Below are 22,330 nucleotides of genomic sequence, written 5' to 3'. Positions count from 1 at the left end.
GTCGGTGGTGAGCGTCAGAGTGGTCGTATGAAGACCAACTGGACGCTCACCATCGACTGTGCGGACCCGGCCGTGGTCGCGCGCTTCTGGTGTACGGCGCTGGGCTACACCGAGGCGGATCCGCCGAGTGGGTGGGACACGTGGGAGGACTGGCTGACCGCGTTGAACGTCCCTGAGGACGAGTGGAACGACGGGGCCTCGATCTCAGACCCCGACGGCATCCTCCCGTCCATCTCGTTCCTCAAGGTCCCCGAGCCCCGGACGGTCAAGAATCGCCTCCACCTCGACCTCCAGGCAGCCGGCGGCCGAGCCGAGCCTCAGCACCTGCGCGAAGAACGCATCCGCGCCAAAGCCGAAGCTCTGCTGACCGCCGGCGCAACCCTGATCCGCGAAGTCCCGATGGAGAACTCCACCACCCTCGACCACCTCTGGATGCAGGACCCGGAAGGCAACGACTTCTGTGTGGTCTAGCCGGGGTTGATCTCGCTGAAGGCCAACGGTTGACGGGTGCAGAGATAGGTTGCCCAGTGCAACTTCTCTGGCGTGCCTGAGGAGTCGCGGGTGATCTGCAGGAGCTCGCCGGTCTCGCGGCCGGAGACGGTTCGGTAGGTGTCTTCGGCGATCTTTTCGAAGACGGCGGGAGACTGCCACTCCGCGGCCGCGGGGGACTTGGCCTGGAGTGCGCCCGCCTTGACCGTGAAGGTGAACGGGCTGCCTTCGGTGAACCAGGTCCCCAGGACGCCGGCCACGTCGGCGGGGACGTCGGTGCCGGGGACCCAGGCCTCGGGCGGGAGCGGGTCGTCCTCGAGGACCTTGATGATCAGGTCGGTGGCCAGCGCGCTCGGCGCCGGCGAGGACGTGGCGCCGAAGAGCGCGATGCCCGCAGTACCGGACTCGCGGTCGACGAACGTCGACGTGATGTGGCCCGGCATCCCGCCGTCGTGCCCGACGAACAGCCGGTCGCCGCGGCGCAGCAGCATGAACCCGAGCCCGAACGCGAGCTGCCAGCGGTCCACATCGGCCATGATCTGCACCTGGCACATCTCGTCGAGGGTGTCCTTCGACAGCACCTCGTCGACCGGGTTCGCGACGAACATCGCCCACTTCGCCAGGTCCTCGGCCGTCGACGCGAGCCCGCCGCAGGCGTCCATCGCGCCGATGTCGAGCAGCGGCTCCCGGACCGGTACGTCGGTCCACGGCGGCACGTAGTACCCGATCTGCGCCGGCCCGCCGTCCATGCCGACCGTCGTACGGCGCATCTCCAGCGGGTCGAGGATCCGCGCCTTGACCGACTCGTACCAGGACCGGCCGTCGATCCGCGCGACGATCTCACCGAGCAGCGAGAACACCAGGTTGGAGTAGTGGAACCGGTTGTGCGGCTTGCCGATCCGCTCCGCGTCGTTCCACCCGTCGACAAGCTCGTCGCGGGACGGGAACTTCATCAGATCCCACACGTCGCCGACCGGCTCCCGCTGCATGCCGGTGGCGTGGCTGAGCATCTGCCGGACGGTGATGCCTTCGTGCTTGCTGCCCGGGATCAGCTTGTCGACCGTGTCGTCCAGGGTGAGCTTGCCCTCGTCGCGCAACGCCATGATCGTGACCGCGGTCAGCGTCTTGCTCTGCGATGCGATCAGGAACTGCGAGTCCGCGGTCGGCGGTACGCCGGGATTCTCCAGGTCGGCCGATCCGGCACCGGTCGACCAGGCCAGCTTCCCGGCGCGGGCGACAGCGCCCACCACCCCGGGAACCCGGCCCTTCGACTGCCGCTCGGCAACGATACGAGTGAGTGCGTTCTGGGTTTGCTCGGCGATATCTGTCACGAGTTCCGACCTTAAGGGAGGTAGGTGACAAAAGGCAGGGGGATTTGGTCGGTTGGATATGCGAGGCTGGTGGGGTGCGCATAGCGGTGCTTGGGCCTCTCGCGATGTGGGCGGCTGACGGGACTCCGCTCGACGTCCGCGGCGTCCGCCTGCGCGGATTGCTCGCGCGCCTCGCGCTGAGCGCCGGGCGACCGGTCAGCGTCGAGACCCTGGTCGACGGACTGTGGGGCAGCGAGGCCCCCAGTGCGAACGCTCTGCAGTCCCTGGTGTCCCGCCTGCGAGCCGGTCTCCCCGCGACCGAGTCGAGCATCTCGGTCCAGTCCGGCCCGGCCGGCTACACCCTCACCATCGGTCCGGACTGTGTAGACGCCCTCCAGTTCGAAGACCTGGTACGCCGCGGCCGCGCCCTCCTGTCCACCGAGCCGGAGCGGGCCCACGCCCTCCTGACCCAGGCCGACAAGCTGTGGCGCGGTGAAGCCCTGACGGACCTCCGTGACCTCCCGTTCGCCGCAGTCGAGGCGGACCGCCTGGGCGAGCTGCGCCTCGCCGCCGCGGAGGATCTCGCCGAGGCCGCTGTCACCTGCGGTCAGGCGCGCGACCTGATCACCGATCTCGAGCAGCTCGCGGTCACGCATCCACTCCGCGAGCGCGTCCACGAGCTCCTCATCCGCGCCCTGTACGCCGACGGTCGCCAGGCGGAGGCCCTCGCGGCGTACGAACGGGTCCGGACCACGCTGGCCGACGAGCTGGGCGCCGACCCCGGCATCCGGCTCCGTGACCTCCACATCGCAGTACTGCGCGGCGACAGCGTCGACCCGACGGCCAAGTCCTCCGCCGTACCAGCTCCTGCGCCTTCAGCGCCACGTAGCAACCTGCGTGCTCCGCTGACCAGCTTCGTCGGCCGCCGGGAGGACGTGGCCGAGCTGACCCGGCTGATGAGCAACGGGACCCGACTGGTCACCATGGTCGGCCCAGGCGGCGCGGGCAAGACCAGACTGGCCACCGAGGCTGGTAGGACGCTCGTAGACCAGAGCGGCGACGGCATCTGGTTCGTAGAGCTCGCACCACTCGGCGACGCCGCCGACGTGGCACCAGCTGTCCTGTCCACCCTCGGCGCCAGCGAGTACGTCGATGTCCAGCCGGCCAGCTTCGCGCCGAAGCACATCCCGACCAGCCGGGCTGCGACGCTCCGGCTTGTCGAGGTGATCGGCGACCGCCGCGTCCTGCTCGTGCTCGACAACTGCGAGCACCTGATCCAGGAGGTCGCCGGACTGGTCGACTCCCTGCTTGCCTCCTGCCCGCGGCTGCGGGTGCTGACGACCAGCCGCGAGCCGCTGAGCATCCCCGGTGAGCACCTCCATCCGGTCGGTCCGCTCGCGATGCCGCCCGAGGACAAGCACAACGACACGGACGACTACCCGGCGATGCAGCTGTTCGTCGACCGAGCGCGCGCAGTACGTCCCGACTTCGCGCTGATCGACAAGAACCGGGACGCGGTCGCGGAGATCTGCCGCCGGCTGGATGGGATGCCGCTGGCGATCGAGCTGGCCGCGGCTCGGTTGCGGGCGCTCACCCCGCCACAGATCGTGGATCGGCTCGCGGACCGGTTCCGGCTGCTCACCAGTGGCTCCCGGACTGCGCTGCCCAGGCACCAGACCCTGCGAGCCGTTGTCGAGTGGAGCTGGGACCTGCTCGACCCGGACGAGCAGGCGGTCGCCCGGCGGCTCTCGCTGTTCTCAGGCGGCGCGACGCTGGACGCGGCCGAGCAGATCTGCAGCGACGATCGCATCCCGCCCGAGTCCGTGCTCGGCGTACTAGCGTCGCTCGTGGACAAGTCCCTCGTGGAGGCCGCAGCCGATGAGCGGTCCGTGCGCTATCGGATGCTGGAGACGGTCCGTGCGTACGGCGCCGAGCAGCTGAAGGCGTCAGGCGAGTCCGACCACTTCCGGCGCAAGCACACGGCGTACTTCAGCCGCATGCTGCGTCAGGCGCGACCGAAGCTGCGGACCGGCGAGCAGATCCACTGGATCGCTCGGCTGACCGCCGACAACGAGAACCTGCTCGACGCGCTCCGTACTGCGATCGACATCGGCTCCGCGCGGATCGCCGTACAGATGGTTGCGGTGCTGGGTGAGTACTGGACGATGAGCGGTCGCCCGGCCGAGGCGGTCAACTGGATGCGCGCTGCCCTCGCCGTGCCGGGGAAGAGCGCGCCGCTGGACAAGGCCGAGGCGCTGTACCTGCTTGCGCTCGGCCAGATGTCGAGCGGAGACGATCCGGCCAAGTCGTTCCAGCAGATGATCCGCGGGCTCGCGACGGTCCGCTGGATGACCCGGCGTCACAAGCAGCTCGTCGACGCCGGGATCGGACTGTTCACCAACGCGGTCTGGGCCGCGATCCGGCGGGACAAGGCGACCTGCTTCCGCGAGCTCGAGGCAGCCGGCGAGCATCCCGATCCGTGGATCCGGAACATGGGCGTGATGATGGGCGCGATGTTCCGTGAGAACGAGGGCGAAGTCGAGCAGATGGCGGCGAACCTGCTGGTCGCGCTCGACGGTTTCCGCCAGCTCGGCGACCGCTTCGGTACGTCGATGGCGCTGCGCGGGCTCGCGAGCTACCAGGCCAACACCGGTGATCACGCCCTGGCGCTGGAGTCGCTGACCGAAGCGCTCCAGCTGATCGAGGAGCTCGGCACGACCGAAGGTGTCGCGCAGCTGCTGGGCGGAGCCGCGATGAGCCGGATCGAGCTGGGCGACATCGACGGTGCCCGGGCCGACCTGGAGCGCGCGTTGCGGCTGTCCGAGGAGACAGGGTCCCGCGGCGGTGAGGCGATGGCCTATATGGGCCTTGCGCGGATCGCGTACCGGACCGATGCCTTGGACGAGTCGAGGGACCTGGCGGAGCGCGCGTACGCGTTGCTCGACCTTGAGGCCGAGCGGGTCGCGCCGCACGGACAGGCGAGCATGCTCGCGCAGCTGAGCCGGACGAACGCGGCCACCGGTGACCTCGAGCTGGCACAACAGCGCAACCGGGACTCGGTGCGGTTGGCGCTGACGACCGAGGACATGCCGCTGCTTGCGTCGGTCGTCGAGACCTCGGTGGATGTGGACGTGGCCGCCGGCGAGACGGAGCGCGCGGCGCGGACCCTCGGGATGGCAACAGTACTGCGGGGCATGCGGTCGATCCCGGACGGCGACGTACAACGGTCTGTCGATCGCCTACGTGATGCCTTGGGCAACGAAAGGTACGACGCCGGCTATTCGGCCGGCGCCGCACTGACGCGCGAAGACGCGGTCGCCGAGCTTCGCAAACGCTTCAGTTCCGACTAAGCGGTGATCAGCTGTACCGCAAGGTCTCGCAGTGACTTCTGTACCTTCTGCTCCGGTGGCCGTGGTTCGGCCAGCATCCAGTCGTAGACGACGGTGTTCACCGCGCCGAAGAACGCCAGCGCGAGGAACCGGAAGTCCTTGCGCTTGATCTCACCGCGCTCGACCGCGGTGTCGCCGAGGTCGCGGACGTTGCCGATCAACAGCTCCCGGAACGCGATCCGCTGTTCCTCGACCGCGGGGCTGGTGCCGACCACCTCGACGAACGAGATCCGCGCGCGGCGGAGGTCAGCCATGATGGTTCGCAGATACGAGTCGACGGCCGCGGTGATCCGCTCCCGGACCGGTCGGTCCGCGGTCCGGCGGAGCGCGTCTCCGGTGCTCCGGACCGCCAACTCGATCACCTGCGCGTGTACTGCGAGCAGCACGGCTTCCTTGTTCTGGAACTCGTGGTAGAAGTGCCGCGTCGACACTTTCGCCTGTGTACACAGGCGTTCCACGGATGTCGCCGGATATCCTTCGGTCCCGAAGAGTTCGAGCGCAGCGGCCAGCAACCGTTCCCGCCGCGCGGCCTTCCACTCCTCGACTGACCGCCCGGAATAACGGCGTACGGAGGGTTCCCTCATCACACCTCTTGTCGCTACCCCGTGCCAGATGCCGGACATCCTATCCACCCTGCGGAGCAGGTGTAACCGGGTTGGTCTTCGCGCGGAAGACCAACCCGGCTCCGCTCAGTTCAGCTTCTCGTAACCGGTCGCACCGTCGAGCAGCTCCCGGATGATGTCGAGGTGACCCAGGTGCCGCGCGGTCTCCTCGATCAGGTGGCACAGGACGAACCGGACCGACGCCTTGCCGGAGTCGCGGACCGCCTCGGCCCGTTCCACGTCGCCGAGGTCGTCGAAGCCGGCCACGATCTCGCTGGACCGTGCGCATTCGGCGTCGTACTCGTCGAGCAGTTGGGCGAGCGGTACGTCGTCGACGAACATCTCGGCGTCGACGTGACCGTCCTCGGTCCACGGGGTCTGCCCGGTGTCCGGCGTACCCAGCAGGTTCATGCTGAACCAGGAGTACTCGACCCAGCGCAGGTGTGCGACGAGTCCTGCGACCGTCATCAGTGGCGAGGTCGGCAGCACCTGCCGGTGGGCATCGGTCTCGCTCAGACCTTCGCACTTGGTCCGGACGAGTGACCTGAGGTGATCGAGCCAGCCCGTCAGCTGGGTCCGCTCGTCGGCGGTCAGCGGCGGCCTCATCCGAGGCTCATCGTCGTGTAGCCGGTCTTGTGGTCGAGAAGCTCTCGGATGATGTCCATATGTCCCACGTGGCGGGCAGTCTCCTCGATCATGTGGCAGAGGATATAGCGGAGCGAGGCGGCCTCACCCTTGGCGGCGTACGGCCCTTGCTCGACCGTGTCGAGCGGTAGCGAGGCGATGGTTTCGTTGGATCGCGCGCACTCGGCGTCGTACTCGTCGAGCAGTTGGGCTAGCGGTACGTCGTCGACGAACATCTCGGCGTCCGGGTGACCGCCCTCGGTCCACGGTGTCTGGCCGGTGTCGGGAACGCCCATCAGGTTGAGCTGGAACCAGGACCACTCGTTCCAGCGCAGATGTGCCGTCAGTCCGGCCAGCGTCATCAGCGGTGACGTCTCGAGAACCTTGCGGTGGGCATCTTCTTCGGTGATTCCTTCGCATTTCATCCGGACGAAGGAACGTTGCAGGTCAAGCCATCCGATCAGCTGGACGCGCTCGTCGGCGGTCAGCGGCGGACGCTGTACTTCGGTCATTCGAATGCTCCTGTGGTGATGAGGAGCTACCCGGTCTCAGCCGCGGGTACGGCGGGCGGGCAGCACGACAGTCTGACTCGACATCGCGCTCACCTCCTCTCCGCCGCCGGCGGTGTCGTCCACCGGCAGCAGCACCGTACACCCCCGCCTTGTGCACCCGGCAACCACATTTCCGGCCGCGAAACGGTTGGTGGGTGCACAAGGTGAGATCCGGGGGATGGCATGCTCAGGACCAGCACAGCGCCCGCACCGCGCGATGAGGTGAGACGTGGACCCACGATTCGATCTGCCGCTCTACACCCGTGCCGAGGTCGCGCTCCACCTCGGACTGCCCGCCACCACGCTCGGCGACTGGCTGCGTTCGGGTGCGCTCGAGGCCGGCAGCGGTGGACGCGGCGAGCCGACGATCACGTTCGCCGGGCTGGTCGAAACGCACATGTTGCGGCACCTCCGCCGGTCGGGTCTGTCGCTGCAAGCGATCGGCGAAGCCGCGGTCGAGCTCCGCTCCCGGGCCGGCCGGCACTACCCGCTCGCCTGGTCCGGTTTGGCGTACGACGGGCGCGACCTGCTGATCGAGATCTCGAACGAGGGCCGCGAGGCCGGCTGGGAGCGCATTCGCGACAGCCAGGGCGGCTTCCCCGGCGTACTGCGGCGTGGATCGGCCGCGATCGGTTGGTCCGACGACGGGTACGCCGCAACGCTCCGGCTGGTGATCTACCACGACATCGACGTGATCGTGGACCCCGCCCGCTCGTACGGCCGCCCGATGGTCGAGGACGTCCACGTCGAGGACGTCATCACCGAGGTCCGCACCGGCGCGCCGTACCGCGAGATCGCCACCAAGTTCAACCTGGAGGACTTCGAGGTAGAGGCCCTGGTCCGCCCCCACATCCGCCCACCCGCCTTCCGCAAAGCCCGCCACCTGGAAACGCAGACCGAGTCTCTGCTCTAACCGCGGTCGTCGCGGATGCGTTTCGCCTTGCCCAGGGAGCGTTCCAGGGCGTGGGGTGGGACGACCTCTACTGCTGCCGTGACGCCAACGCGGTCTTTGATGCGGCGGGCGAGGGTGCTTGCGACGGGGGTGTAGTCCGCTAGGTCAGGAGCGGCTTCTACCTGGACGGTTAGTTCGTCCAGGCGGCCGGGGCGGGTCAGGACGCAGAGGTAGTGCGGGGTCAGGCCGGGGACCAAGAGGATTTGTTCCTCGATCTGGGTGGGGAAGACGTTTACTCCTCGGACGATCATCATGTCGTCGGTGCGGCCGGTGATCTTCTGCATGCGGCGGAGGCCGGGGCGGGCGGTGCCGGGGAGGAGGCGGGTCAGGTCTCTGGTGCGGTAGCGGAGGACGGGGAAGGCCTCCTTGGTGAGGGTGGTGAAGACCAGTTCGCCTTCGGAGCCGTCGGGGAGGACCTCGCCGGTGACCGGGTCGATGATCTCGGGGTAGAAGTGGTCTTCCCAGATGTGCAGGCCGTCCTTGGTCTCTACGCACTCTTGGGCGACGCCCGGGCCCATGACCTCCGACAGACCGTAGATGTCGACGGCGTGGATGCCGGTGCGTTCCTCGACCTCGGTCCGCATGGCTTCGGTCCAGGGTTCGGCGCCGAAGATGCCGATCCGCAGCGAGGTGTCGCGTGGGTCAAGGCCGCGCGCGGACATCTCGTCGACGATCGAGAGGAAGTACGACGGCGTGACCATGATGATGCGCGCGCCGAAGTCGCGGATCAGGTCGACCTGGCGCTCGGTCATGCCGCCGGAGACGGGTACGACGGTGCATCCCAGCCGTTCGGCTCCGTAGTGCGCGCCGAGCCCGCCGGTGAACAGACCGTAGCCGTAGGCAACATGGCAGACATCGCCCGCCCGGCCACCGGCAGCGCGGATCGATCGCGCCATCAGGTCGGCCCAGTTGTCGAGGTCGCGCTTCGTGTACCCGACCACCGTCGGCCGGCCCGTCGTACCGGACGACGCATGCACCCGCGCCACCTCGGTCCGCGGTACGGCGAACATGCCGAACGGATAGTTGTCGCGCAGATCCTTCTTCGCCGTGAACGGCAGCCGGCTCAGATCCGCCAGCGACTGGAGATCGCCCGGCTTGAAGCCAACGCTGTCCAACGCGGCCCGATAATGTGGCACCTGCGAGTAAGCCCGCTGCACGGTTGCCTGTAGCAACGATAACTGGCGGGCGCGGAGTTCGTCGACGGACAGCCGTTCGCCGGCGTCCTGCAACTCCGAAGGACAAGCCTCACCGAGCATGGAGAACCCCTAAGGACGAGTGAGCAGGGTCGCGATGCCCTGTCCGACACCGATGCACATGGTGGCCAGCGCGTACCGGGCGTCGCGGTGGCGAAGCTCCAGCGCCGCGGTCAACGCCAACCGTGCCCCCGACATCCCGAGCGGGTGGCCGAGGGCGATCGCGCCGCCGTTCGGGTTGACGTGCTCGGCGTCGTCGGGCAGGCCGAGCTGCCGCAGTACGGCGAGGGACTGGGACGCGAACGCCTCGTTCAGCTCGATCACGTCGATGTCGGACAGCGCGACCCCGGTGCGATCGAGCAGCTTCCGCGTCGCCGGCGCCGGCCCGATCCCCATGATCCGAGGCGGTACGCCGGCCGCGGCCGTCCCGACCACCCGAGCCAACGGATTCATCCCGAAGCGTTCCACCGCCTCCCCGCTCATCACGAGCAGAGCAGCAGCGCCGTCATTCACCCCAGACGCGTTTCCCGCCGTCACCGTCCCCGGCGATCGAAACGGAGTCTTCAAACCGGCAAGAGCTTCGAGCGACGTCTCCCGCGGATGCTCATCGGCATCGACCACGGTGACAGCCCCACGCTTCCCCGGCACATCAACAGCAACGATCTCTTCGGACAACCGCCCGTTCGCCTGCGCCTTGGCCGCTCGCTGCTGGGACCGCAACGCGAACAGATCCTGGTCCGCACGAGAGATCGAGAACTCGGCCGCGACGTTCTCCGCCGTCTCCGGCATCGAGTCGATCCCGTACTGCGCCTGCAGTGCGGGATTCACGAACCGCCACCCGATCGTCGTGTCGAAGATCTCCGCCTGCCGGGAGAACGCGGTCGTTGCCTTGGGCATCACAAACGGCGCCCGCGACATCGACTCGACTCCACCCGCGACGACGATGTCGTTGTCCCCGGCAATGATCGACCGGGCCGCGGACGCGACCGCGTCCAGCCCGGATCCGCACAGCCGGTTGATCGTCGTACCGGGCACCGAGTCCGGCAGGCCCGAGAGCAGCACCGCCATCCGGGCGATGTTGCGGTTGTCCTCGCCGGCCTGGTTCGCGCAGCCGAGGATCACGTCGTCGATCAGCGCCGGGTCGAGCGCGGTCCGGTTCACCAGCGACGAGATCACGTTCGCCGCGAGGTCGTCGGGTCGTACGGCGGCCAGCGCACCGCCGTACCGCCCGATCGGGGTCCGGACGCCGTCGACCAGGAACGCTTCGCGACTCATGACTGCTCCTCGAGAATGGTGCCGGACAGTTGGCGGCTGCGGCCGCGGAACTCGGCGATCACCTCGTCGCCGCGGGTGACCGTCACGTCGTAGATCGCGTTGCGGCCGAACGCGGTCCGCTCCTGCGCCTCGGCGACCAGCAGATCGCCGCGGCGGGCCGGCGCGACGAAGACGATGTCGCAGGCCTGCGCGACCGTCACCTGGTTGCGCGAGTTGCAGGCGAACGCGAACGCCGAGTCGGCCAGACTGAACACGAATCCACCATGCGCGATCCCGTGCCCGTTGACCATGTCGTCGCGCACGCTCATCTCGAGCCGTGCCGTACCCTCGCCGACCGCCAGCAGTCGCATGCCGAGCCCGGCGCTGGCGGTGTCCTCCGCCCACATCGCCGCGGCCACCCTGGCTGCCAAGTCCATCCGACCTGCCCCATCGAGAAGAAGGTTTATGACACTCTAGTCCCGGTTGCGCCCACGACTGTAACATCGCAGTCATGACCGATCTGCTCGCCGCTCATCGTGACCGACTCGACGCGGCTCTGACCGCGATCCGCAGCCGCGGCTACCACTCCGCGTTCCCCGAGTCGCCGAGCCCCCGGGTGTACGGCGAGAACGCGGCGGCCGACGGCAAGACGGCGTTCGAGGCGCATCTGGCCAAGACCTACGAGCTGGACATCCCCGGTGCGCGCGGAACGGTCGTCACCGAGCAGTCGCCGTTCGGGATCCCGATGGACGTCGCGTACCCGCGCGTCGTCGAGGAAGGCCTGGACGAGCTGCTGACCGCCGCCCAGCAGGGGCTCGCGGACTGGCGCCGGGCCGGGATCGACGGGCGTACCGGCGTGGTGCTGGAGATCCTCGATCGGCTGCACAAGCGGGTGTTCGAGCTGGCCAACGCGGTCCAGCACACCAGCGGGCAGGCGTTCGTGATGGCGTTCCAGGCCGGTGGCGCCCACGCGCTGGACCGTGCGCTCGAGGCGGTCGCCTACGCGCACGAGGAGATGCGCCGTTACCCGGCCACCGCGACCTGGGAGAAGCCGGCCAAGGGCGACCCGATCCGGATGGAGAAGACGTTCACCGTCACCGGCCGCGGCGTCGCGCTGGTGATCGGCTGCAACACGTTCCCGACCTGGAACTCCTGGCCCGGCCTGTTCGCGTCCCTGGTCACCGGCAACGCGGTCGTCGTGAAGCCGCACCCGCTGGCCGTCCTGCCGCTCGCGATCACCGTCGACGTCTGCCGCGAGGTGCTCGCCGAGGCCGGATTCGACCCGAACCTGGTCACCCTGGCCACCGAGCGGGCCGGCGACGGCCTGGCCAAGCCGCTGGCGCAGCGGCCCGAGGTGAAGCTGATCGACTTCACCGGCGGCAGCGAGTTCGGCGAGTGGCTCGAGCAGAACGCGACCCAGGCGACCGTCTTCACCGAGAAGGCCGGCGTGAACGCGGTGATCATCGACTCCACCGACTCCTTCAAGGCGCTGTGCAACAACCTCGCCTTCACCCTGAGCCTGTACTCCGGCCAGATGTGCACCACCACCCAGAACCTGTTCATCCCGGCCGGCGGGATCGAGACCGACGAGGGCCACAAGTCCTTCGACGAGGTCGGCCAGGGCATCGCGACCGGGATCAGCAAGCTGCTCGGCGATGACGCCCGCGCGGTCGAGATCCTCGGCGGCATCGTGAACCAAGCCGTGATCAGTCGCCTCGAGCTCGCCCCGGAGTACGGCGACGTGGTGCTGGAGTCGCGCGCGATCGAGCACCCGGCCTTCCCGGACGCCGTCGTACGGACGCCGCTGCTGGTGGCGATCGACGCCGAGGACGCCGACGTGTACCGGCGGGAGTGCTTCGGGCCGGTCTCGTTCCTGGTCAAGACCGCGGACACAGCGCAGTCGATCGACCTGTTCAAGTCGACTGTGACCGAGGGCGGCGCGATGACCGCGGGCATCTACTCGACCGACGGCAAGATCCTCGACGAGGCCCGCGACGCGGCTCTCGACGCGGGCGTCGCTCTGTCCGAGAACCTGACCGGCCCGGTGTTCGTGAATCAATCGGCTGCTTTCAGCGATTTCCACGGCACCGGGGCCAACCCGGCCGCCAACGCGACATACACCGACGGCGCCTACGTTGCGAGTCGCTTCCGCGTCATTCAATCTAGGCGTCATGTCTAATGCGCTGGATTCCACGAGCCTGACCGAAGCACTCGCTTACTACGACAGCTGGCTGGCGTTCAACCAGCGTTATCAGCGGGTGCCGGGCATCCAGGTCGCGGTGTACGCCGGGGGCGCGATCGCGTTCTCGGCGGCATACGGGCTCGCAGACGTGGAGAACGACGTACCGCTGACCGAGCAGCACCTCTTCCGGATCGCTTCGCATTCGAAGACGTTCACCGCGACGGCCGTGTTCCAGCTGGTCGAGCAGGGCCGGTTGCGGCTGGACGACAAGGTCGAGCAGCACGTCACCGAGATCGTCGGTACGCCGCTCGGCCAGCGGACGGTCCGCGAGCTCCTGGCGCACGCGGGCGGTGTCACCCGGGACGGCCTCGACGCCGACTGGTGGCAGCTGTCCGCGAGCTTCCCGGATCGCGACGAGCTGCTCGAGGTACTGCGAAGCGAGTCCTCGGCCGTGATCCCGGAGAACGACCGCTTCAAGTACTCGAACATCGGCTACGGCCTGCTCGGTCTCGTCATCGAGGCGGCGTCCGGTACGCCGTACAACACCTACGTCCAGACCGCGATCGTCGACAAGCTCGGGCTCACCGCGCTCGGTCCGGAGCTCGATCCGGCCCGGCTGACGGAGTACGCCGCCGGCTACAGCGCGCTGGCGTACGCCGACGCGCGCGTGCCGATCGAGCACATCGACACCCGCGCGCTGGCATCGGCGACAGGGTTCTTCGGCAACGCCCGCGACCTGGTCACGTACTTCTCCGCGCACCTGCCCGGCGACGACCGCTTGCTCACGGACAAGTCCAAGCGCGAGATGCAGCACCCGCTGTGGACCACCGGCGCGGACGACAAGTCGCAGTACGGCCTCGGCATCGGGGTGAACAAGGTCGGCGACCAGGAGGTGTTCGGCCACGGCGGCGGGTATCCGGGTCACATCACCAGGACCCTCGTCGACCCCGAACGCCGGCTCGTGGTCTCGGTGCTGACCAACGCGATCGACGGTCCGGCGTCGCAGCTCGCCGAGGGCATCCTGCGGCTCCTCAGCCTGGCCGACTCGAAGGACCGGGCGGAGGAGGCGGGCTTGACCAGGTTCACCGGCCGGTTCGCGAACCTGTGGGGTGTGACCGACTTCATCCTGCTCGGCGGCCGCCTCTACGCGACCGACCCCTCCGGCCCGAACCCGGCCGAGGAGCCCCAGGAGCTCGAGGCGGACGGCGACACGTTGCGCGTCACCGGAGGCAACGGCTACGGCTCGTACGGCGAGTCGTATCGCTTCACCTTCGACGCCAGCGGCGCCGTCGAGTCGGTGCGCGGATCCAGCGGCCTCACCCTCCGTCCGATCGACAAGTTCACCCTCCCGGAGCGCGTTACCGTGGCCAAGTGACCATTCACGGCGACCACCCGTTCCTCCCGCCGGAGTCCGAGCGGAGTCCGGTACGGCGGTTTCGCGGGCGGTTGCCGTCACCGGTCGGGCTGTGGACGACGGCGTACGACGGGAAGCGGGCCGGGCTCACGGTGTCGTCGATGCTGGTGGCCGACGGTGAGCCCGGGTACGTGATCGGGCTGATCGACCCGGACTCGGACCTGTGGGAAACGTTGCGCGAGGCAAGGACCGCGGTGGTGTCGCTGCTCGGCGCGCCCCACCAGCAGCTGGCCGACGCCTTCGGGTACGTCGCACCGGCCCCGGGCGGACCGTTCCGGTTGATCGACTGGACGGACACCGCCTGGGGGCCGGCGCCGGTCGGCGTCAGCACCTGGGCCGGCTGCACGCTGGTCGACCAGGATCCGCCCGAGGTCGGCTGGGGTCTGCAGGTGCAGCTGGAGATCGTCCACGTGGAGCTCACCGCCGACGAGGTCCCTGCCCTGGTCCATCGCCGGGGCCGGTACACGACGATCTAATGTGTGCCGTATGCGTGCCACTGTGATTCATGCGCCGTTCGACGTACGGCTGGAAGAGCTTCCGGACCCGAAGATCGAGGGGCCGGGTGATGCGGTGGTCAAGGTCGTTGCCTCATGCATCTGTGGGTCCGACCTGTGGCCGTACCGCGGTGAGCCGCCGGTGAAGCAGCCGCGGCCGATCGGGCACGAGTTCGTCGGCATCGTCCAGGAGGTCGGCGCGGACGTCCGCACGGTCAAGCCGGGCGACTTCGTGGTCGCGCCGTTCGTGGTGAGCGACGGCACCTGCCCGAACTGTCTGGCCGGCTACCAGACCGCCTGCCAGAACATGATCGGCTACGGCCAGGGCAAGGCTGACGGCGGCCAGGGCGAGTACGTGCGGCTCCCGTACGCCGACGGCACGCTCGTCGCGACGCCCGAGGTGCCCGACGACTCGCTCGTACCGTCCCTGCTCACGCTGTCCGACGTGATGGGCACCGGCTGGCACGCGGCGCGATCTGCGCGGGTGAAGGCCGGTGACACGGTAGTTGTCGTGGGCGACGGCGCGGTCGGGCTCTGCGGCGTACTCGCGGCTTCGCGGATGGGTGCGGAGCGGATCGTTGCCTTGTCGCGGCATGAGCCCCGTCAGAAGTTGGCGAAGGAATTCGGTGCCACGGACATCATTTCCGAACGCGGTGACGCGGCGAAGGACGCCGTACTCGAACTGACGAAGGGTGTCGGGGCAGACGCGGTGCTGGAATGTGTCGGCACCGCGCAGTCGATGACGACCGCGTTCGACGTCGCCCGGGCCGGGGCCACGGTCGGGTTCGTCGGCGTACCGCACGGGGTCGAGGTGCCGATCAGCAGGATGTTCAGGAACAACATCGGGCTCGCGGGCGGTGCTGCGCCGTGCCGCGCGTACCTGCCGGACCTGATGACCGACGTACTGACCGGGGAGATCAACCCCGGCAAGGTGTTCGATTCGGAGCTCTCGCTGGCCGACGTGGCCGACGGGTACGTCGCGATGCACGAGCGGCGCGCGATCAAGGTTCTGCTGCGGCCCTGAAATGAACAACGGGTTTGCGCACTAGGCCCCTGACGGGTCAATATGTGCGCGCTCTCACACTGTCAAGGTCCGAGGGGTCACGGCTGCGCAACGCGCTTGCGCGGATCGTTGACACCCGCCGGTAACCGTCCCAGAGTTGGGGCCGTCAAGGGGGCATCGTTGTCACAGGCGGCTCCATCAACTGATCGGAGAGTGAATCATGCGTGGTGGTCTGAGTAAGACCCTGGCGCTGGTGGGTGCTGCGGGTCTTCTCGCGGTGAGCGCCTGCGGAAACAGCGACGACAGCGGCGGCGGCGGTGGCAACTCGTCCGCGAGCAAGGACGTCACTGTCTTCACCTGGTGGGCCGACGGTGGTGAGAAGGCCGGTCTGGACGGGCTGGTGTCGGTATTCGGCACCGACTGCAAGGACTACAAGTTCGTGAACTCGGCGGTTGCCGGTGGCGCGGGCTCGAACGCGAAGCAGGTGCTGGCCAACGACCTGCAGGCGGGCAAGCCGCCGTCGACGTTCCAGGCGCACGCCGGTGCGGAGCTGAAGGACTACATCAACGCCGGCCAGGTCGACGACGTCAGCCAGCTGTACAAGGACTTCGGGCTGGACAAGGCGTTCCCGCAGAACCTGATCGACAACCTGACGGTCGACGGCAAGATCTACTCGATCCCGGCCAACGTCCACCGGGCGAACATGGTCTGGGTGAACCCGACGGTGCTGAAGAAGGCGAACATCGACGCCACCAAGGCCCCGGCCAACGTGGACGCGTGGATCGCCGACCTCACCAAGCTCAAGGCTGCCGGTGTGGCTGCCCCGCTGGCCGTCTCCAAGGGCTTCGCCCAGGAGATGGTGATGGAGGCCGTCCTGCTGGGTGAGCTGGGCGCCGACAAGTTCAAGGGTCTGTGGGACGGCAAGACGGACTGGGCCGGCAGTGACGTGACGGCGGCGCTGAACAAGTACAAGACGCTGCTGACCTTCAGCAACACCGACCGCGAGGCGACCGACTGGCCGGACACGCTCGGCTACGTGAACTCCGGCAAGGCCGGCTACACGCTGATGGGTGACTGGGTCGCCGCGCAGCAGCTGGCCGACAAGATCCCGGACTCCGCGTACACCTACTGGCCCGCCCCGGGCACCGGTGAGGACTTCCAGTTCCTGTCCGACTCGTTCACGCTGCCGACCAACGGCGCGGACCCGGACGGCGCGAAGTGCTGGCTGAAGACCGTCGGTTCGGCCGAGGGCCAGAAGGCGTTCAACACCAAGAAGGGCTCGATCCCGGCCCGCTCGGACGCCGACCCGGCCGACTACCCGAAGTACCAGCAGGGTGCGATGGCCGACTGGAAGAAGGACACGATCGTCCCGTCCTGCGCCCACGGTGCTGCCTGCACGCTGGGTCAGAACAACGACATCCTGTCCGCGCTGAGCCAGTTCAGCGGTAGCCCGGACGTCGCCAAGCTGCAGTCGGCGATCGGCACCGCGATGAAGACGAGCTGATGCAGGGCGAGTTGCGGAACCGATACGAGACGGAGGACTGACCGTGCACGGAAGAATCCGCACCTGGGGACCTGGTGCCCTGGTGCTGCTGCCGACCGTGCTGCTGCTCGGGTACTTCGTCTACGGGCTGATCGCGTGGTCCTTCAACACCTCGCTGACCGATCGGCACACCGCCCGCAAGGGCCCGGCGAACCACGTCGGGTTCGAGAACTACGGGCACCTGTTCACCGAGGAACGGTTCCAAAACTCGCTGAAGAACCTCGGCGTGCTCACGGTGGCATTCATCGTGGGCACGCTGATCTTCGGCCTGATCTGGGCACTGCTGCTGGAAAAGGGCGTGCCTGGCGAGTCCGTCTTCCGGTCGATCTACCTGTTCCCGATGGCGATCTCGATGATCGCCTCGGGCGTCGTCTGGGGCTGGTTGCTGAACCCGTCCCAGGGCGAGGACGCACGGGGACTGAACCGGTTGTTCGAGATCCTCCACCTGCACTTCCTGGAGAATCCCTGGTGGACCGCGGGCAGTAGATGGACGACGATGGCGTCCATCGCGCTACCCGCGGTCTGGCAGATGTCGGGCTACATCATGGCGCTGTTCCTGGCCGGCTTCCGGGGGATCCCGCCGGAGCTGCGCGAGGCGGCCCGGGTCGACGGTGCGTCGGAGTTCAAGCTCTACCGGCACGTGCTGTTCCCGCAACTGTCGCCGATCGCGCTGTCCGCGCTGATCATCCTCGGCCATATCTCGCTGAAGCTGTTCGACCTGATCTACGCGATCACCGGGCCGAACCAGTTCCGCACCGAGGTGCCGGCCATCCTGATGTGGAACACCCTGTTACGCAGTGATCTGGCCAAGGCGTCCGCGATCGGGATCGTCATGCTCGCGGTCGTCGCAGTACTCGTCATCCCGTACCTCGCGTGGACCGTCCGGCAGGAGAACGAGCAATGACCGCCGTCGAGGCCGCGACCGGCCACACTGCTGCAGCGATCCGCCAGAAGCCGCGCCGCGGAGCAACCGCCGACGGCACAACCCGGCGCAGCCGGACCATCCGGTACGTCCTGCTGCTGTTGTTCCTGCTGTTCGTGCTGATCCCGGTGTACGTCGTACTGATCACCAGCTTCAAGACCTCCGGCGACACCACCGCGGCGTCGCAGTGGAGCCTGCCGAAGACCTGGACGCTGGAGCCCTGGCGCAAGGCGTGGGACGTCCTACAGCCGTACATGATCCGGTCGCTGTCGCTGGCGATCCCGGCCGCGATCATCTCGTCGCTGATCGGGTCCGCCAACGGGTTCGTACTGGCCCGCTGGCGGTTCCCGGGCGCGAACATCGTGTTCGCGTTCATCCTGTTCGGGATGTTCATCCCCTACCAGGCGGTGATGCTGCCGCTGCGTACGACGTTCACCGAGCTGGACGTGACCCGGGGCGTGCCGACGCTGATCATCGCGCACTGCATCTACGGCATCCCGATCTGCACGCTGATCTTCCGGAACTACTACGCCACGATCGTGCCGAACGAGATCATCGAGTCGGCCCGGGTGGACGGCGCCGGACTGGTCCAGACGTACCTGCGGATCATCCTGCCGATCTCGATCTCCGGCTTCGTGGTGACGCTGATCTGGCAGTTCACCTCGGTCTGGAACGACTTCCTGTTCGCGCTGTTCCTGACCCAGCAGAACAACGGCCCGGTGACCTTGGGCCTGGCCGCGCTGGCGGGCGGGCAGAAGGTCGACTACGCCGCGAGCATGGCCGGCGCCCTGATCACGTCGTTCCCGACGCTGATCGTCTACATCCTGCTCGGCCGCTGGTTCATCGGCGGCCTGATGGCCGGCGCGCTGAAGGGCTGACCTTCTTTGAGCACGCACCAACCATCCTGCGCGCCGCAGAATGGTTGGTGCGTGCACAAAGTGCTCTGGTCGCCGGGTTGTCCACAGGACGCGCGCACGGGACTGCGGCGGACTGGTTCCGGACGGTAATCTCACGAAGGTGACCAAGTCTCCACGCGGACGGGACGGGCGGCGCAGCCACTTACGGCTCGTCCCCGATCCGGGCGAGCCGCACGGGCCGACGGCGGGTGTCGATATCGACACGACGCCGAGCGTTGCCGTGCTGGAGACCCTGCTCGAAACGCTGTCCCTCGACCTGGCCGCGGTGCCGGCCGCGCTGCATCCGGTGATCGCGGAGGCGTCGGTGGCCCGCTCGGCCTCGATGCTCGCTGATCAACTGTGGCCGGCCGGGCGTCCGGACGAGATCGGCGAGGTGGAGCGGTTCTTCTGGGCCGACGCCGCGCGCGTGCTCGGTGAGCGGCGCGATCTCGAATCCTTCGTCCTGCTGACGAGTCTGGCCCGGACAGTCGGTCCGGCCGGGCGGTTGCCGTTGCAGCGGGCCCATGTTTCCCGATTACGCACGCAGGACGCGGTGCCTGAGTGGGTGACCCGGATCGCCGGGTTCCGGCTGACCAGCGCGATCGTGTCCGAGGACATCACCGGCGACGGGCTGAGCGTCGTCTTGGACTACGACGACGAGCAGCATCCGCACACCGTGGTGGTGTTCATCGACAACAATCTCGGCGCGATCGTGAAGGACGTGTTCGTCGGCCCGCCGGTCGATCGGGTGCTCGAGGCGTACCAGCGCGGCGGCCGGGTGACCATCCGGACCGTGCGGCCCTCGACCGCGGCCGGGATCATCCTGCAGGCGCTGGGGGAGACCCGCGACTACGACGATCCGCCGGTCAGCGAGGACTTCGAGTTCTTCACCGGCCTGCTCGTGAACCGGCTGACCCAGTTGCCGGAGCGCCCGATCCGGCCACCGATCCGGCCGCTGCTGTCCCCGCGTCAACGCGATCAGTTGGTCGAGGAGTTCCTCGAGACCGCGCCTTCGCTGCCGGATGATGCCGCGGACATCGTTCGGCTGTGGATCGACCACGCGGTGGACCACACGGTCGGCGGTCCGCTGCGCGTCAGCGCCGTGCTCGTCGAGCTTTTCCTTGCACACTGGCTGCCTCGCAAGGTCCTTGCCGACAGCACGTATTTCGACGCGGTTCCCGTTGTGGTGAAGGCCTGGCTCCGGTTCGCGGGCGACCGCACGCAGTTGCCGCTGGATGCGATCGACGAGGCAGTCGATGCCGTCGACGTCTGGCAGCCCGCGCTGGAGGCCGCCGCGATGGTCGACCCGGTCGGTTCGAAGCCCGGCGAGCGAGTCTTCCTCGACGACACCACCAACGACCTGGAAGACGCTTACCGAGCCCTTGCCGGTCTAGGTTCCCCGCCCCAACCGGACCTCCGCGGCCTGGACAACTCGCAAGCGGCCACGCTTTCCGTCCTTGCCCCGCACGCCTGGCTGATGGCCGGCGAAACCCTCGGTACGGCGTACGCACCCGACGCGTTCGACATCGCCGAACGCCTGGTCCGCGACGCCCCCGACCTCCTCGCCAAGGCCCGCCTCTCCACCTGGCCCCGAGCCATCGTCTGGCTCCTCGCCCACCGCCACCGCCTGGTCGGCCCCGGCGAAACCCTCACCCCCTACGCCCTCGCCACCGACCTCTCGTCCTCCCCAGCAACCCTCCGCAAAACCGCCAAACTCCTCACCGACACCCTGATCCTCCCCCTCTGATCTCAACGGCTGATGGCTGACGGTGAAATCACGCCGACGAAGAGTGTCGGTTGGATCGGGTAGACCTGTGTGATCTCGGTGATTGCCGCGGGTAAGACTCCTCGGGGGCTGCTAGATGGTCAGGAACGAATACGTCGACCTGTACCTGCGTGTCTCGGTGGACCGCGAGGGTCAGACGTCGATCGAGCGGCAGGAGGCTGACTGCCGCCGTTGGTCCGACCAACAACAGCTGAAGGTCCGTCGGATACATGTCGACCGTGGCCGTTCGGGGTATCTCGACGGTGCTGATCGTCGTGAAGGCCTGGCCGAGGCACTCGCTGCGGTCTCGTCTGGTGTCGTCGGAACACTTGTGGTCTGGAAGCTGGATCGGTTGTCGAGGCAGGGGATGGGGCAGGTCGGCCGGCTGTTGAAGAAGATCGCTACGGCGGGCGGGAGGCTGGTATCGGTCCATGACGGTCTCGACACTTCGGACAGCACCGACCGGCGACTGGTCGAGTTGCTTGCTGCGCTCGCTAGGTCCGAGTCGGAAAATCTCAGTCTGCGAGTTCGCTCGGCCAAGCAGCACCTGCGAGCCAAAGGGCGCTGGATCGGAGGAGCAGCGCCATACGGCCTCGTTGTCCATGACGGGCAGCTAGCCGTGGATCCGGCAACTGGGCCGGTCGTCAGGCAGATTGCCGATCGGGTTCTCGATGGCTCGTCCCTTGTCGAGGTCGCCCGCTGGCTCAACGACAGCGGCATTCCGTCGCCGCGAGGGGGCAGTTGGGGCGTCGGATCAATTGCGCAGCTCCTCCGCTCCCCGACGATTGCGGGTCTGCTGCCAGAAACGCTGAAAGGCGAAGACGGCCGTTACACCGGAGTAGTCCGCCCGTGGAGGGACCCCGAGACCGGCCAATCGGTGTCGATCATGGCATCTGGTCATGAACCACTGGTCACTCGATCAGACCAACTTCGTATTGTCTCCGCCTTCGCGGAGCGATCGAGGCTTTCCAAATACGGCGTACGGCGTGGTCGACGCGCGCCTGACAGCCAATACCTGCTGACGGGCCTCTTGCGTTGTGCCGCGTGCTCCGAACGGATGAGCAAGCAAGGAAACTCCTACCGATGCCAGTCCGTGCGGCTTGGCCGGGAATGCAGCGCACCTGGAGGTGTGTACCAACCTTCGCTGGAAAAGGCCGTCGTGGAGATCTGGGAGCATCGTCTGGACTCTCTTGAAGACGGGGCCCCGTTGCAGCAGATCATCATCGAACGCCTGACGACGGCCGCTGACCCTGAGACCGCCATGCAGCGTGCCTCGATTCAGGCCGCATTGGCCGATGACCACGCGGCGCTGACAGAGCTCGACGAGAACTACCATCTCCGGCGCATCATCGAACGTGATCGCTATCTGACACTCCGTCAGGCGCTCGCTCGCCGCATCAGCGACCTCGACGCCAACTTGGTCAGGCTGCCGGTTCCGACCGTCCAGGTTGGATGGCTGAGGGATCCGATCCTTCGCGCCGAGCGATGGTCGACCGCGACGGTTCGCGAGCGTCGTGATCTGCTCAAGCTTGCGATCGATACAGTCACAGTTTCACGTGGGCGACGCGGAGCACGCTTCGTCGCGGAGGATCGGCTGGTGATCAATTGGGCCGAGCCTTGGCGAGTTCGGCAACAATAGATCCGTGACCAACGCTCCGACCCCAGGCCTTCGCCGTTCCTACGTTCGTGCTCCCGAGCTTCGGGGTCGGTCCTGGCTGAACACCGGCGGCCGATCGTACTCGATCGC

General features: G+C 67.8%; 19 protein-coding genes. 12 read left to right on the top strand and 7 right to left on the bottom strand.

Features of this window, described 5'->3' with window-relative positions; all coding sequences use genetic code 11:
* Positions 1–27: 27 nt before the first annotated feature.
* A complete protein-coding gene (locus tag ACQPYH_RS43220) occupies positions 28–471 on the top strand; it encodes a VOC family protein (RefSeq protein WP_432884108.1) in 444 nt (147 codons plus the stop codon).
* Here ACQPYH_RS43220 and ACQPYH_RS43215 read toward each other — a convergent pair.
* Positions 468–1,820, bottom strand: coding sequence for a serine hydrolase domain-containing protein (locus tag ACQPYH_RS43215; RefSeq protein ID WP_432884105.1), 1,353 nt, complete (start codon positions 1,818–1,820; stop codon positions 468–470). The two genes, ACQPYH_RS43220 and ACQPYH_RS43215, sit on opposite strands and share 4 nt — an antisense overlap.
* A 74-nt stretch (positions 1,821–1,894) precedes the next feature.
* On the opposite strand from ACQPYH_RS43215, the gene ACQPYH_RS43210 reads away from it, so the two are divergent.
* Positions 1,895–5,149, top strand: a complete 3,255-nt coding sequence (locus tag ACQPYH_RS43210) for a BTAD domain-containing putative transcriptional regulator (protein WP_432884101.1) — start codon at positions 1,895–1,897, stop codon at positions 5,147–5,149.
* Here the strand turns inward: ACQPYH_RS43210 and ACQPYH_RS43205 are convergent.
* From ACQPYH_RS43205 to ACQPYH_RS43195, 3 genes are all read right to left on the bottom strand, one after another.
* Complete coding sequence (locus ACQPYH_RS43205) at positions 5,146–5,772, bottom strand: TetR/AcrR family transcriptional regulator (protein WP_130442845.1); 627 nt, start codon at positions 5,770–5,772, stop codon at positions 5,146–5,148. The genes ACQPYH_RS43210 and ACQPYH_RS43205 overlap by 4 nt on opposite strands.
* Positions 5,773–5,877: 105 nt before the next feature.
* Entirely contained in the window at positions 5,878–6,396 is a 519-nt protein-coding gene (locus ACQPYH_RS43200) for a DinB family protein (RefSeq protein WP_432884098.1), read from the bottom strand.
* Complete coding sequence (locus ACQPYH_RS43195) at positions 6,393–6,926, bottom strand: DinB family protein (RefSeq protein ID WP_432884095.1); 534 nt, start codon at positions 6,924–6,926, stop codon at positions 6,393–6,395. The genes ACQPYH_RS43200 and ACQPYH_RS43195 overlap by 4 nt, the downstream gene beginning before the upstream one ends.
* Positions 6,927–7,194: 268 nt before the next feature.
* Between ACQPYH_RS43195 and ACQPYH_RS43190 the strand changes: the two genes are divergently transcribed.
* The gene (locus ACQPYH_RS43190) at positions 7,195–7,878 is read left to right on the top strand and encodes a hypothetical protein (protein WP_432884093.1); all 684 of its coding nucleotides are present in this window, start codon (positions 7,195–7,197) and stop codon (positions 7,876–7,878) included.
* Here the strand turns inward: ACQPYH_RS43190 and paaK are convergent.
* Genes paaK through paaI form a run of 3 tightly spaced genes read right to left on the bottom strand, consistent with a single transcriptional unit; the run spans position 7,875 to position 10,801 of the window.
* The gene (gene paaK, locus ACQPYH_RS43185) at positions 7,875–9,173 is read right to left on the bottom strand and encodes a phenylacetate--CoA ligase PaaK (RefSeq protein ID WP_432884091.1); all 1,299 of its coding nucleotides are present in this window, start codon (positions 9,171–9,173) and stop codon (positions 7,875–7,877) included. The genes ACQPYH_RS43190 and paaK overlap by 4 nt on opposite strands.
* Before the next feature lie 9 nt (positions 9,174–9,182).
* A complete protein-coding gene (gene pcaF / locus ACQPYH_RS43180) occupies positions 9,183–10,385 on the bottom strand; it encodes a 3-oxoadipyl-CoA thiolase (protein ID WP_432884088.1) in 1,203 nt (400 codons plus the stop codon).
* Positions 10,382–10,801 carry a hydroxyphenylacetyl-CoA thioesterase PaaI gene (gene paaI / locus ACQPYH_RS43175; RefSeq protein WP_130442835.1) on the bottom strand — a complete coding sequence of 140 codons (420 nt, stop codon included), beginning with the start codon at positions 10,799–10,801 and terminating at the stop codon, positions 10,382–10,384. Before paaI ends, pcaF begins: the two co-directional genes overlap by 4 nt.
* Positions 10,802–10,875: 74 nt before the next feature.
* Here paaI and paaN point away from each other — a divergent pair, with 74 nt between their 5' ends.
* From paaN to ACQPYH_RS43130, 9 genes are all read left to right on the top strand, one after another.
* Positions 10,876–12,543: a phenylacetic acid degradation protein PaaN gene (gene paaN, locus ACQPYH_RS43170; RefSeq protein ID WP_432884086.1), complete on the top strand. Its 1,668-nt coding sequence runs from the start codon at positions 10,876–10,878 to the stop codon at positions 12,541–12,543.
* Positions 12,536–13,921 (top strand): serine hydrolase domain-containing protein, encoded by a 1,386-nt coding sequence (locus ACQPYH_RS43165; RefSeq protein WP_432884083.1) that lies wholly within the window; start codon positions 12,536–12,538, stop codon positions 13,919–13,921. The genes paaN and ACQPYH_RS43165 overlap by 8 nt, the downstream gene beginning before the upstream one ends.
* Positions 13,918–14,436 carry a flavin reductase family protein gene (locus ACQPYH_RS43160; RefSeq protein ID WP_432884080.1) on the top strand — a complete coding sequence of 173 codons (519 nt, stop codon included), beginning with the start codon at positions 13,918–13,920 and terminating at the stop codon, positions 14,434–14,436. The genes ACQPYH_RS43165 and ACQPYH_RS43160 overlap by 4 nt, the downstream gene beginning before the upstream one ends.
* Before the next feature lie 10 nt (positions 14,437–14,446).
* The gene (locus tag ACQPYH_RS43155; protein ID WP_432884078.1) at positions 14,447–15,478 is read left to right on the top strand and encodes a zinc-dependent alcohol dehydrogenase family protein; all 1,032 of its coding nucleotides are present in this window, start codon (positions 14,447–14,449) and stop codon (positions 15,476–15,478) included.
* A gap of 199 nt (positions 15,479–15,677) precedes the next feature.
* A complete protein-coding gene (locus ACQPYH_RS43150; protein ID WP_432884075.1) occupies positions 15,678–16,961 on the top strand; it encodes an ABC transporter substrate-binding protein in 1,284 nt (427 codons plus the stop codon).
* Between the two features lie 43 nt (positions 16,962–17,004).
* Entirely contained in the window at positions 17,005–17,904 is a 900-nt protein-coding gene (locus ACQPYH_RS43145; RefSeq protein WP_432884073.1) for a carbohydrate ABC transporter permease, read from the top strand.
* On the top strand, positions 17,901–18,800 hold the full coding sequence (locus ACQPYH_RS43140) for a carbohydrate ABC transporter permease (protein ID WP_432884070.1): 900 nt from the start codon (positions 17,901–17,903) through the stop codon (positions 18,798–18,800). The genes ACQPYH_RS43145 and ACQPYH_RS43140 overlap by 4 nt, the downstream gene beginning before the upstream one ends.
* A 139-nt stretch (positions 18,801–18,939) precedes the next feature.
* Positions 18,940–20,565 carry a hypothetical protein gene (locus ACQPYH_RS43135; RefSeq protein WP_432884068.1) on the top strand — a complete coding sequence of 542 codons (1,626 nt, stop codon included), beginning with the start codon at positions 18,940–18,942 and terminating at the stop codon, positions 20,563–20,565.
* A 115-nt stretch (positions 20,566–20,680) separates the two neighbouring features.
* On the top strand, positions 20,681–22,222 hold the full coding sequence (locus ACQPYH_RS43130) for a recombinase family protein (RefSeq protein ID WP_432884065.1): 1,542 nt from the start codon (positions 20,681–20,683) through the stop codon (positions 22,220–22,222).
* Positions 22,223–22,330 lie beyond the last annotated feature (108 nt).

Origin of the sequence: Kribbella sp. CA-245084, from assembly GCF_050942355.1 — a bacterium.
Classification (GTDB): domain Bacteria; phylum Actinomycetota; class Actinomycetes; order Propionibacteriales; family Kribbellaceae; genus Kribbella.
This window is presented reverse-complemented; position numbering and strand designations above follow the sequence as displayed.